The organism is Lysinibacillus agricola (assembly GCF_016638705.1).
Classification (GTDB): domain Bacteria; phylum Bacillota; class Bacilli; order Bacillales_A; family Planococcaceae; genus Lysinibacillus; species Lysinibacillus agricola.
Genome location: NZ_CP067341.1, coordinates 5,102,156 through 5,115,077, shown reverse-complemented (window position 1 = coordinate 5,115,077; position 12,922 = coordinate 5,102,156). Strand labels below are relative to the sequence as shown.

The following is a 12,922-nucleotide window of genomic DNA, read 5'->3' as shown; positions in this document are numbered from 1 at the left end:
AAATGTCTTATGATAGAGTAAGGGCTAGTCAAACAATCATAGGTACAAAGCAAGCAGTAAAAGCAATACGAGCCGGTTCAGTGAAAGAACTTTTTGTGGCACTCGATGCAGACAATTGGGTAACCGATTCGGCCATATCTTTCGCGAGAGAAATTGGTATACCAGTTATTCTTGTTGAGTCGAAAAAGGAACTGGGCAAGGCCTGTGGAATCCATGTTGGAGCTGCGGTAGTTGCGATTACTGTAGAGTAGTTTTTGTGTATTAAACACAAAGACTTTGTTTTTACCCAAAAAATGAACCACCTGGATGTGTGGTATTAACAAGGAATAAATGAAGGGAGGAAAAATCGATGCCTACAATTAACCAATTAGTACGTAAGCCTCGTCAATCTAAAAGCACGAAATCAAAATCACCAGCGTTAAACAAAGGATATAACTCATTTAAAAAATCTTTAACTGATGTTAAATCTCCACAAAAACGCGGAGTTTGTACTCGTGTAGGTACAATGACACCTCGTAAACCAAACTCAGCGTTACGTAAATACGCTCGTGTACGTTTAACTAACCAAATCGAGGTTACAGCTTATATCCCAGGTGAAGGCCACAACTTACAAGAGCACAGTGTTGTTCTTATCCGTGGCGGACGCGTAAAAGACTTAGCGGGTGTTCGTTACCATATCGTACGTGGTGCTCTTGATACAGCTGGTGTAAACGGTCGTTTACAATCACGTTCTAAATACGGAACAAAACGCCCTAAAGAAAAAAAATAATTTAACATTATTGAGCGTTGCTTAATAATGGACTTGAAGTAGTAGTCGCAAATTTTCAATCTTGCTAGCAGATTGGAAATTTGCCCGGCAACTATGACAAGGTAATTCTTATAAAATAAATCGATAACTATTCGAAAGGAGGAAAACACATGCCTCGTAAAGGTCCTGTTTCCAAACGTGACGTGTTACCAGATCCAATTTATAGTTCAAAACTAGTAACTCGTTTAATTAATAAAATGATGGTTGATGGTAAAAGAGGTACTTCTCAAAAGATTTTATACGGTGCGTTCGAAATTGTTAAAGAACGTTCTGGTGAAAATCCAATTGAAGTATTCGAAGCTGCTCTAAATAACGTAATGCCAGTTCTTGAAGTACGCGCTCGCCGTGTTGGTGGTTCTAACTACCAAGTGCCAGTAGAAGTACGTCCAGAACGTCGTACAACTTTAGGTCTTCGTTACCTAGTTAACTACGCTCGTCTTCGTGGTGAAAAAACGATGGAAGAACGTTTAGCTAACGAAATCCTTGATGCTTCTAACAACACAGGTGCATCAGTTAAAAAACGTGAAGATATGCACAAAATGGCGGAAGCAAACAAAGCATTCGCTCACTACCGTTGGTAATTAATATCTAAACATCGCATATGCTCAATATGGAAGGAGAAATACCTAATGAAACGCGAATTCTCCCTAGAGAATACACGTAATATTGGGATCATGGCTCACATTGATGCTGGTAAAACAACAACAACTGAGCGTATCCTTTATTACACAGGTAAGATTCACAAAATCGGTGAAACTCATGAAGGCGCTTCTCAAATGGACTGGATGGAGCAAGAGCAAGAACGTGGTATCACAATCACTTCTGCTGCAACAACAGCTCAATGGGACGGCCACCGTGTAAACATCATCGATACTCCTGGACACGTAGACTTCACTGTAGAAGTTGAACGTTCACTACGCGTACTTGATGGTGCTGTAACAGTTCTTGATGCTCAATCTGGTGTTGAACCTCAAACTGAAACAGTATGGCGTCAAGCTACAACTTACGGCGTTCCACGTATCGTGTTCATTAACAAAATGGATAAAACAGGAGCAGATTTCCTATATTCTGTAGGAACTCTACACGATCGTTTACAAGCAAACGCTCATCCTATCCAATTACCTATCGGAGCTGAAGACCAGTTCTCAGCAATCATTGACTTAGTTGAAATGAAAGCTACTTTCTACGGCGACGAAAAAGGTACAGCAGTAACTGAGGGCGAAATTCCTGAAGAATACCGCGAACAAGCTGAAGAATACCGTGAAAAATTAATCGATGCTGTTGCAAGTGTTGATGAAGATATCATGGAAAAATATTTAGAAGGCGAAGAAATCACTGTTGCTGAACTTAAAGCGGCTATCCGTCGTGCTACGATCGCAGTAGAATTTTACCCAGTAATCTGTGGTACAGCATTCAAACACAAAGGCGTACGCCCAATGTTAAATGCAGTTGTAGATTACTTACCATCTCCAATTGATGTACCAGCAATCAACGGTACTTCAGTTGATGGTGACGAAGAGTTAGTACGTAAATCTTCTGATGCAGAGCCATTCTCAGCTCTTGCATTCAAAGTTATGACTGATCCATTCGTAGGTAAATTAACTTTCTTCCGTGTGTACTCTGGAACATTAGAATCAGGTTCATACGTACAAAACTCTTCTAAAGGTAAACGTGAGCGTGTAGGCCGTATCCTACAAATGCACGCAAACTCTCGTGAAGAGATCTCTAAAGTATTTGCTGGGGACATCGCAGCAGCAGTAGGTCTTAAAGATACTACTACTGGTGATACTTTATGTGACGAGAAAAACCTAGTTATTCTTGAATCAATGGAGTTCCCTGAGCCAGTAATTTCTCTTTCTGTAGAACCAAAATCAAAAGCTGACCAAGATAAAATGGGTCAAGCTTTACAAAAACTTCAAGAAGAGGATCCAACTTTCCGTGCTCACACTGACACAGAAACTGGACAAACAATCATCTCAGGTATGGGTGAGCTTCACCTTGATATCTTAGTTGACCGTATGCGCCGTGAATTTAAAGTAGAAGCTAACGTAGGTGCTCCAATGGTATCTTACCGTGAAACATTCCGTAGCTCTGCAAAAGTTCAAGGTAAATTCACTCGCCAATCTGGTGGTCGTGGACAATACGGAGACGTAACGATTGAGTTCTCTCCAAATGAAGAAGGTAAAGGCTTTGAATTCGAAAACGCTATCGTTGGTGGTGTAGTACCTCGTGAATACATTCCTGCAGTAGAAGCTGGTCTTCGTGACTCTCTTGACCGCGGTGTAGTAGCTGGTTACCCACTAATCGACATTAAAGCGAAATTAGTATTCGGTTCTTACCATGACGTTGACTCGAATGAGATGGCGTTTAAAATTGCTGCATCTATGGCTCTTAAAGAAGCATCGAAACAATGTGATGCAGTTATTTTAGAACCAATGATGAAAGTTGAAGTTGTAATTCCAGAAGAGTACCTTGGTGATATCATGGGTAACATTACTTCTCGTCGCGGACGCGTTGAGGGTATGGATGCTCGCGGTAACTCTCAAGTTGTTCGTGCAATGGTTCCTTTAGCGGAAATGTTTGGTTACGCAACAACTCTTCGTTCAGCAACGCAAGGTCGTGGTGTATTCTCAATGACATTCGATCATTATGAAGAAGTACCGAAATCAATCGCTGCTGAAATCATCAAAAAAAATAAAGGTGAATAATTGAATTTTCATCTTGCATAAAGTATAACTAATTTGTAAGCTATGATTGTGGGATGGCGGATGGGCCCGTTCGCTATCAGCAATCATTCTATAATTTTTTAAAAAATATAAACATATAATTTTGAGGAGGCAATCTCTAATGGCTAAAGAAAAATTCGACCGTTCAAAAACGCATGCTAACATTGGTACAATCGGACACGTTGACCATGGTAAAACAACTTTAACTGCTGCAATCGCAACAGTTCTTTCTAAACAAATGGGTGGAGAAGCTAAATCATACGCTGATATCGATAACGCTCCAGAAGAAAAAGAACGTGGTATCACAATCAATACTTCTCACGTAGAATACGAAACTGATACTCGTCACTATGCACACGTTGACTGCCCAGGACACGCTGACTATGTTAAAAACATGATCACTGGTGCTGCACAAATGGACGGCGGTATCTTAGTAGTATCTGCTGCTGATGGCCCAATGCCACAAACTCGTGAACACATCCTTTTATCTCGTCAAGTAGGTGTTCCATACTTAGTAGTATTCATGAACAAATGTGATATGGTTGACGACGAAGAATTATTAGAATTAGTAGAAATGGAAATCCGTGACCTACTATCTGAATATGACTTCCCAGGCGACGATATTCCTGTAATCAAAGGTTCTGCTCTTAAAGCTCTTGAAGGCGAAGCAGAATGGGAAGCAAAAATCGTTGAATTAATGGACGCTGTAGACTCTTACATCCCAACTCCAGAACGTCAAACTGACAAACCATTCATGATGCCAGTTGAGGACGTATTCTCAATCACTGGTCGTGGTACAGTTGCAACTGGCCGTGTTGAACGTGGTCAAGTTAAAGTTGGTGACGTAGTTGAAATCGTAGGTATCGCTGAAGAAGCTAAATCTACAACTGTAACTGGCGTTGAAATGTTCCGTAAATTATTAGACTACGCTGAAGCTGGTGACAACATCGGTGCTTTACTTCGTGGTGTAGCTCGTGAAGAAATCCAACGTGGTCAAGTATTAGCTAAACCAGGCTCAATCACTCCACACACTAACTTCAAAGCTGAAGTTTACGTTTTATCAAAAGAAGAGGGTGGCCGTCATACTCCATTCTTCTCTAACTACCGTCCTCAGTTCTACTTCCGTACAACTGACGTAACAGGTATCTGTAACTTACCAGAAGGCGTTGAAATGGTAATGCCTGGCGATAACATCGAAATGACAGTAGAACTTATCGCTCCAATCGCTCTTGAAGAAGGTACTAAATTCTCTATCCGTGAGGGTGGCCGTACTGTAGGCGCTGGCGTAGTTGCTTCTATCCAAAAATAATTTTAGCGCAAGCTAATTTTTCAAAACCAATCTGTAGGGACGCTTACAGATTGGTTTTTTATGTTAAAATGAGTAAAGAACATTTGATAATTTTACTTGAATTAGATTATTTTATGTATACATAATTGGCGAAATACCAAAAAAGCAGAAATAGCGATTTTTTCAATCCCTGCTAGAGGTGAAAACTAATAGCAGGGATTGAAATTAAAAGCAAGTGCAGCATTTAGAGTGTAGAATGGTACACCTTTTAATATCTACCAACCTTTTAAATATTTATCTTCAGAAAGTTAGGGTAACATTTGTTAAAAATGTATCCCGTATATAAGTTGATTTTCGTTCCGGCTGGGCGACTCCTTGGGGCTCATCGGACGCCCCCAGGAAGCTCTGCTCTGCGCGAAAGCGAAGCGTCAGCGGCAAATGTTTTATCTGTGCGAAAGCGAAGCGTCAGCAACAAAGCGCCCAGCCGGAGCGGAAATCAACCTCACGTTATGACGATGAGCCTATTTAATACATAAGAACACTTCGTGGAAGGAGAATTTGCAAGTGGAGATGAAAATATTGTTGATAGAAGATGATCCATCAATCTTCGAAATGATTCAGACACGTTTTGCACAATGGTCGCTTCAGGTTGTGGGTCCTAAAGATTTTCAAAAAGTGATGGATGATTTTATTGAACAAAAGCCACAGCTTGTATTGATTGACATTCAGCTACCTGCTTATGATGGCTTTCATTGGTGTCGTGAAATTCGTCATATCTCAAAGGTGCCAATTCTCTTTCTATCTTCACGGGACCACCCAATGGATATGGTCATGGCAATGCAAATGGGCGCAGATGATTTTGTACAAAAACCTTTCCATATGGAGGTATTACTTGCAAAGGTACAAGCTATTTTACGTCGGACATATGATTATGTAGAAGAATCAATGGATGTCACACGATTTAATGGTGCAGTTATTGACTATGCACGCAGTGAGATTATGTATGAGGGTAAGCTTGCTTCATTAACTAAAAATGAACTCTTTATTTTACGTATTTTAGTAGAGAAAGCCGATCAAATTGTATCTAGAGATGATTTGATGAGAAAGTTATGGGACGATGAACGCTTTGTCAATGATAATACATTGTCGGTAAATGTTAATCGATTACGTACTAAGCTTGAGGATATAGGTTTACAAGAAGTGATTTTAACTAAAAAGGGACTTGGTTATATGGCTGTAACACAAGGGACGTGATTGACAATGCTCATTTTATTTTTAAGAGAACGCCTCGCATGGATAGGCTTTTTTGCTTTTATCATCGTGATGATCAATGTTTTATTTTCTTTAGACGCTGGATTAGAGGGAATATCTATTTGGTATATGAATATTAGCGTGTTGATTAGTTTTATGGTCTTTCTTATTTGGCGATATGTAGTTGAAGTAAGGCAGCTAAGAGATTTCCTGGGAAATGTAGAAAGCCAACTTGATGATGTACATAGCAAAAATTTGGCTATATCACCTTTTCAAACGGCATACCTTACGAAAATTGAAGATGTTATTTATGATAAGAATACAGAATTAAATCAAGTAAAGGTACAGCTACAGGAGTATTCAGATGAGCTCCTAGCATGGGTTCATGAAGTAAAGGCACCTTTAACATCAATTAACTTGATGCTGGATCATGTAGAGGATTTAGCTCTACGTCGTAAATTAGAGACTGAGTGGCTTAGACTGCATTTATTGGTTGATCAGCAGCTACATCAAACGCGTTTTGTGTCTATTGAAAAAGATAATTATATGATGGATATTGAGCTAAGAACCGTTGTCTATAAAGAAATAAGAGCTATGCAGGCATGGTGTATTGAAAAAGGCATTGGTTTTGATGTTGATGAGTTAACTGAGAATGTGACGACGGATAGTAAATGGTTAGCCTTTATCGTTCGACAAATTCTATCCAATGCGATTAAATATAGTCCTGCAAATTCAGAAGTATTAATATTTACGGAAGTAGATGTAACTGGAGCGACACTACTACATATAAAAGATGCAGGCATTGGTATTCGTAGAGAGGATCTACCTCGAATTTTTCAGAAGTCGTATACTGGGACAGCCGGAAGAGAATCTGCACAATCAACAGGTATGGGTCTATACTTAGCACATAATGTGGCGCAGAAAATTGGCATCCGTATTACTGTCCAATCAAGTGTTGGCGAAGGCTCAATATTTACATTACGTTTTCCATTACAAAATGAATATGTCAAACTAACAGGTAGATGACGAAATTGTCACCTACCTTTTTATATTGTCATGTAAAACGCACGAATTGGCGAAGAAGGCAGGGTACACTTGAACTATAGAAAGGGGCGTTTACAAGTGGCAGTTTTAATTGGTCGTAAAGTAAAAAAAGTATATGGTAAAAAATCAACAGCCCAAGAGGTTTTAAAGGGTATTGATGTAGAAGTGAATAAAGGTGAATTTGTTGGCATCATGGGACCTTCAGGCTCTGGGAAAACAACACTCTTAAACGTTTTGTGTTCGATTGACTTTGCAACAGAAGGTGTTATTGAAATAAATGGTCAAAACTTACGTGGTATGAAGGAGAAGGCGCTGGCTAATTTCCGTCGCGAGCAATTAGGATTTATATTTCAGGACTATAATTTATTGGATACATTGACAGTGAAAGAAAATATTCTATTACCATTAGCCATTGGTAAGCTACCAATGGCTGTTGCAGAGAGTCGTGTAAAGGAGCTTACACATTTATTAGGTATTGCCGAGATTTTAAATAAATACCCTAACGAAATATCAGGTGGTCAAAAGCAACGTACATCGGCGGCTCGGGCACTAATTACAAATCCTTCACTTGTATTTGCCGATGAACCTACAGGTGCACTTGACTCAAAATCAGCCACAGCACTTTTAAAAAATCTACAAAGTATTAATGAATCAAAGAAAGCAACGATTATGATGGTTACGCACGATGCGGTAGCAGCGAGTTTTTGTACACGTGTTTTATTTTTGAAGGACGGACTCATTTATAGTGAGCTATATAAAGGAGATAAAACGAGACAGGCATTTTTTCAAGAAATCATGCATACGCAAAGTGTGCTAGGCGGTGACGGCTATGAGTCTTAGTAAGCTCGTGTTACGCAGCATGAAGAAAAATATGAGGCATTATTATTTATATTTTTTCGCACTTATTTTTAGTGTTACTTTATATTTTTCTTTTGTGACATTGCAAAATAATGCTGAAGTGCTCGATACAGTAGACCAGAGCGGTACGGCCAAAGCAGGTTTTGCTGCGGCAACATATATGCTGTACTTTATTGTCTTGTTTTTCGTCCTATATGCCAACCATCTATTTATGAAGCGTCGTAGTAAGGAAATAGGCTTGTATCAGCTAATAGGAATGACAAAGGGGCTTATCGTACGCTTATTAGCAATAGAAAGTATCCTCTTATTTGTAGGAGCAATCGTTTTGGGTATGCTTGCAGGGTTCTTTAGTTCGCGCTTATTTGCAATGATTTTACTGCGGGTACTCGAAAAAGAGGCACTTGTGACGATGACATTTAGTACAGAGGCATTACAGCAATCTATCGTAGTGTTTGCCATTCTACTAGTCATTGTACTTGTGCAAATGGCTTGGATGATTTACCGCGTATCATTACTATCATTATTTAGTGCTTCCAAGCAAGCCGATGAGCGCGTAAAACGTTTCAGTCCATTACAAATGGTTGTTGGTTTTTTGGGACTTGTATTTATTGCATATGGCTACTATGCATCAACTAAGCTTTTCGATATTAACTCTAAGGGTAATTTAATGCTTAATATGATTATTATTTTAGCAACTACCATTGGCGGAACGTTCCTTGTTTTCCGTTTTTCTGTAGCATTTATTATGAATTCAATTCGTCTTAAGAAAAATGGACATCTAACTGCCCGTGATGTATTAGCATTAACACCGATTATGCATCGTATGAAAGGAAATGCGAAATCCTTAACGCTTATAACAGTTTTAACGGGTGTTTCACTTGGGTTTACAACATTAGCATATATATCGTATTATTCATCAGAATCGTCGGCATATAGTCAAGTACCTGGAGATTATGTATTACTTGAAGATAAGGGCCAGGAGTTTTTAAAGAAGCTGGAAGAAAATAATATTGCTTTTGATAAAAGAGATTACCGATTACAGAGTGTTTCAGCTTCGTTTACACAATTATTATCTGAAAGTCAACAAAATGAGGATAATCCCCTTTTTGGTTTAGATGGAATCATTTATATAATTCCACTTTCTGATTATCAACAATTAGTTCCTGAAGCTTCCGTTTCGGATAATGATGTTATATTAACAAACTATGGTGGTTATATGGCAGAGATGTTTCCGCTTGAAAAGGGTCGTGATGTAGTTGTCACACCAAGAGGTCCAGAGGGGACTAAGGAAGAAATGCTTCATGTTAAAGAAGTTCGACATGAAAGTATTATAAGTGGTACTGTTACTTCTGGGCCTGGGGGGCCAATTTTCATAGTTCCAGATGCACTGTTTGAAAAATTAGCTGCTCATGATGTACCTGATATGTGGCAAAATCAAACTACTATAAATCTAAAGAATAAAAGTGATTTAGCTCTAGCAGAGAAATTATATATGCAATCAAATGGCGAAAACTTTATACAATCCTATGAAGAAGAGCGTAAGGGGAATATTGAATTATTAGGAATTATAATATTTACCGCAGCATTTTTAGGTTTAGCATTTTTAATGACAACCGGTAGTATTTTATACTTTAAGCAAATGTCTGAGGCTGAAGAGGAGCGAGGCTCGTATACGATATTAAGAAAAATTGGCTTCGCTGAAAAAGATATTATGAAAGGTATATATATGAAACAAGCCTTTAATTTTGGTGTTCCATTAATAATTGGGCTGCTCCATAGTTACTTTGCTGTTAAGTCGGGATGGTTTTTATTCGGTTCAGAGTTAACCACACCATTATGGATTGCTATGAGCTGCTATATAGCGTTATATGCTATCTTCGCTGTACTTTCTGTTGGTTATTATAAAAAAGTCATTCGCGAATCGTTATAACAAATAAATAGGTAGAAACTCGAAAAACAGTATGATTATTTAAGATCATACTGTTTTTTTGCGTCGTGATAATTTGGAAAGATATTATAGGGATATAAAAACATCTTGACTTTCAATTATTAGACAATTAAAGTTTAATGTGTTAGTAATCTAGTGTACGAAAGTGAAGTGTTGAAATGAACGCAGTAATTGTGGCAGTAGCTGTCATGTTAATATTAAGCTTGCTCCGTATCAATGTTGTTCTTTCTCTTGTATTAGGGGCCTTTGCAGGAGGTCTAACAAGCGGCATGGGTATTGAGGCAACTGTACAATCATTTACAGAAGGATTAGGAGCAGGCGCAACGATTGCTTTAAGTTATGGATTGCTTGGTGGTTTCGCTATTGCCATTTCAAAAACAGGAATTCCTGAATTAATGATTGCAGGGATTTTAAAAATATTAAATAAAAACGGTAAAAGTAATCGACAAGGTTTGGTAAAGATCTTAATCTTCTTACTGATCTTTATGATGTCTATTTTCTCACAAAACTTAATTCCAATTCATATAGCCTTTATTCCATTATTGATACCTCCGATCTTAAAGATTTTAAATATGCTAGAGGTTGACCGCCGAATTATTGCAACATTAATCGCTGTCGGTTTAATAGGGACATATAGTTTCGTACCTGCCGGCTTCGGAGCTATTTTCCAAGATATCGTTTCTACCCAAGTGTCTCAGGCTGGTATGGAGGCATCTTCACGTGATGTACCAGTAGCGATGGCTATACCTGCTCTTGGGATGTTAATTGGGTTAGGTGTAGCATTTTTCGTTTATCGAAAGCCTCGACAATATCAAAATAATGATGTTGAGACAGAGTCTTTAAATGTAAATGTCAGTAAGTTTGTTATTTTTTCTACGGCTGTGGCTTTAATTGTCTCTCTATGTGCACAACTTTATACTGATTCGATGATTGTAGGTGCTTTTGCAGGGATTATGATTATGTATTTTACAGGCGCACTTAAATGGAAAGAGGCAGATGAGATTCTTTCTGAGGGAATGAAAATGATGGCCTTTATTGGCTTTGTTATGATCGCTGCAAATGGGTTTGCATCTGTTATTAATGCCACAGGTCATATTAATAGCTTAATTACAGACGCCCTTACAGTATTTAAAGGCAATACGAGCTTAGCGGTATTTGTTATGCTGGTCATTGGTTTAATTGTAACGATGGGGATCGGTTCATCCTTCGCAACAGTGCCAATAATTGCAACCTTATTCGTTCCCCTTGCACAAGGATTGGGAATGAGCCCTCTGGCGATTATTTGTCTGATTGGTACAGCAGGTGCTTTAGGCGATGCAGGCTCTCCTGCTTCTGACTCTACTTTAGGACCAACTGCAGGTTTAAATGTAGATGGACAGCATAATCATATTTGGGATACGTGTGTGCCAACGTTTATTTTTATTAACATCCCACTTATTATATTTGGTTGGGTTGCATGTGTGTTCTTCTTATAAAGTTAAAGCCTCCGACGGATGTCACGGAATCGGAAAGGAATTCTTTATGCAAGCACAAAGCCGATTCCAAACGCAATTAGGCCGAGGCATAATTGATTCAGAGGGGATTTTCTTCATCCCTACTGACTATTAGTTTACACCATCGGACTTTTACGGGCAGTTGACGCGGGATAAAGTTATTGAAAGAGCAGTTTCTACTATTAGAGACTGCTTTTTTACATAATGGTATTGATTAATTGTTAGAAATGTTCGAAAACGTTGATATAACAGCCTTATGTGTTGCAATGTGCATGGAAATTTTATATACTAGTAAACGGCTTAAATAAGCGAGAAATATTAGTAGCAAGAATATCAGCAACATTTAAAAGAATTTAGCGAAAAGACTTGCTTATTCTTTTTTTATTGTATATAATGTTGAATGTTGGTCTTTGACTGCGATGAAACGAGAGGTTGCCGACACACCCGGCCGCTTTGCCATGGCGGTGTGTGGGAGAATTTTCGTGGAGAATGTCTAGAAAATAGGCGAGAAGGAGGGAAAATAATGGCAAAACAAAAGATTCGTATTCGTTTAAAAGCGTATGATCACCGTATTTTAGATCAATCTGCTGAGAAAATTGTGGAAACTGCAAAACGTTCAGGTGCAAGTGTATCAGGTCCGATTCCACTTCCAACTGAGAAGTCTGTGTACACAATTCTTCGTGCTGTTCACAAGTACAAAGATTCTCGTGAACAATTCGAAATGCGTACGCATAAACGTCTGATCGATATCGTTAACCCAACACCACAAACTGTTGATGCGTTAATGAAACTTGATTTACCATCTGGCGTTGATATCGAAATCAAACTTTAATGGTAAAAATATAACTTTTTAAAACTTACAGGAGGTGTGACAAATGGCTAAAGGAATCTTAGGTAGAAAAATTGGTATGACACAAGTTTTCGCTGAAAACGGCGATTTAATCCCGGTAACAGTTATCGAAGCTACTCCAAACGTAGTTCTTCAAAAGAAAACTGTTGATACAGATGGCTACGAAGCTATCCAAGTTGGTTTTGAAGACAAGCGCGTTAAGCTTTCTAACAAACCAGAACAAGGTCACGTAGCAAAAGCGAACACTGCTCCTAAGCGCTTCATTCGTGAATTCCGCAACGTGAACGTGGAAGAATACGAAGTTGGTCAAGAAGTCAAAGTAGAAATTTTCGCAGAAGGCGATGTAATTGATGTAACAGGTGTTACTAAAGGTAAAGGTTTCCAAGGTGTTATCAAACGCCACGGACAATCTCGTGGTCCTATGGCCCACGGTTCTCGTTACCACCGTCGTCCTGGTTCAATGGGTCCAGTTGCTCCGAACCGCGTATTCAAACAAAAGAAATTACCTGGTCAAATGGGTGGCACTGTAGTTACAATCCAAAACTTAGAAATCGTGAAAGTTGATGCGGAACGTAACTTACTACTTGTTAAAGGTAATGTTCCTGGTTCTAAAAAAGCTCTAGTTACAGTTAAAACTGCAATTAAAGCTAAGTAAT

At 38.7% G+C, this 12,922-nt stretch carries 13 protein-coding genes; all 13 read left to right on the top strand.

The window, feature by feature from the left end; genetic code table 11:
* The first annotated feature begins 2 nt into the window (after positions 1-2).
* The 13 genes from FJQ98_RS25655 (at position 3) to rplC (ending at position 12,921) form a co-directional block, all read left to right on the top strand.
* A complete protein-coding gene (locus tag FJQ98_RS25655; protein WP_053596051.1) occupies positions 3-251 on the top strand; it encodes a ribosomal L7Ae/L30e/S12e/Gadd45 family protein in 249 nt (82 codons plus the stop codon).
* A 98-nt stretch (positions 252-349) separates the two neighbouring features.
* On the top strand, positions 350-769 hold the full coding sequence (rpsL, locus tag FJQ98_RS25650) for a 30S ribosomal protein S12 (protein WP_008181595.1): 420 nt from the start codon (positions 350-352) through the stop codon (positions 767-769).
* A gap of 149 nt (positions 770-918) precedes the next feature.
* Positions 919-1,389 (top strand): 30S ribosomal protein S7, encoded by a 471-nt coding sequence (gene rpsG, locus FJQ98_RS25645; RefSeq protein ID WP_025116448.1) that lies wholly within the window; start codon positions 919-921, stop codon positions 1,387-1,389.
* Positions 1,390-1,437: 48 nt separating this feature from the next.
* Positions 1,438-3,516 (top strand): elongation factor G, encoded by a 2,079-nt coding sequence (gene fusA, locus FJQ98_RS25640; protein ID WP_053596052.1) that lies wholly within the window; start codon positions 1,438-1,440, stop codon positions 3,514-3,516.
* A 139-nt stretch (positions 3,517-3,655) separates the two neighbouring features.
* On the top strand, positions 3,656-4,843 hold the full coding sequence (gene tuf, locus FJQ98_RS25635; RefSeq protein WP_053596053.1) for an elongation factor Tu: 1,188 nt from the start codon (positions 3,656-3,658) through the stop codon (positions 4,841-4,843).
* 354 nt (positions 4,844-5,197) lie between these two features.
* Positions 5,198-5,335, top strand: a complete 138-nt coding sequence (locus FJQ98_RS25630; RefSeq protein WP_158003073.1) for a hypothetical protein — start codon at positions 5,198-5,200, stop codon at positions 5,333-5,335.
* 57 nt (positions 5,336-5,392) lie between these two features.
* On the top strand, positions 5,393-6,076 hold the full coding sequence (locus FJQ98_RS25625) for a response regulator transcription factor (RefSeq protein WP_053596082.1): 684 nt from the start codon (positions 5,393-5,395) through the stop codon (positions 6,074-6,076).
* Positions 6,077-6,082: 6 nt separating this feature from the next.
* On the top strand, positions 6,083-7,099 hold the full coding sequence (locus FJQ98_RS25620; RefSeq protein WP_053596083.1) for a sensor histidine kinase: 1,017 nt from the start codon (positions 6,083-6,085) through the stop codon (positions 7,097-7,099).
* A gap of 96 nt (positions 7,100-7,195) precedes the next feature.
* A complete protein-coding gene (locus FJQ98_RS25615; protein ID WP_053596054.1) occupies positions 7,196-7,957 on the top strand; it encodes an ABC transporter ATP-binding protein in 762 nt (253 codons plus the stop codon).
* Entirely contained in the window at positions 7,947-9,905 is a 1,959-nt protein-coding gene (locus tag FJQ98_RS25610) for an FtsX-like permease family protein (protein ID WP_053596055.1), read from the top strand. The genes FJQ98_RS25615 and FJQ98_RS25610 overlap by 11 nt, the downstream gene beginning before the upstream one ends.
* A 176-nt stretch (positions 9,906-10,081) precedes the next feature.
* Positions 10,082-11,398, top strand: a complete 1,317-nt coding sequence (locus FJQ98_RS25605) for a Na+/H+ antiporter family protein (RefSeq protein ID WP_053596056.1) — start codon at positions 10,082-10,084, stop codon at positions 11,396-11,398.
* 541 nt (positions 11,399-11,939) lie between these two features.
* Complete coding sequence (gene rpsJ / locus FJQ98_RS25600; RefSeq protein WP_004233624.1) at positions 11,940-12,248, top strand: 30S ribosomal protein S10; 309 nt, start codon at positions 11,940-11,942, stop codon at positions 12,246-12,248.
* A 43-nt stretch (positions 12,249-12,291) separates the two neighbouring features.
* Positions 12,292-12,921 carry a 50S ribosomal protein L3 gene (rplC, locus tag FJQ98_RS25595; RefSeq protein ID WP_053596057.1) on the top strand — a complete coding sequence of 210 codons (630 nt, stop codon included), beginning with the start codon at positions 12,292-12,294 and terminating at the stop codon, positions 12,919-12,921.
* Position 12,922: the final 1 nt, after the last annotated feature.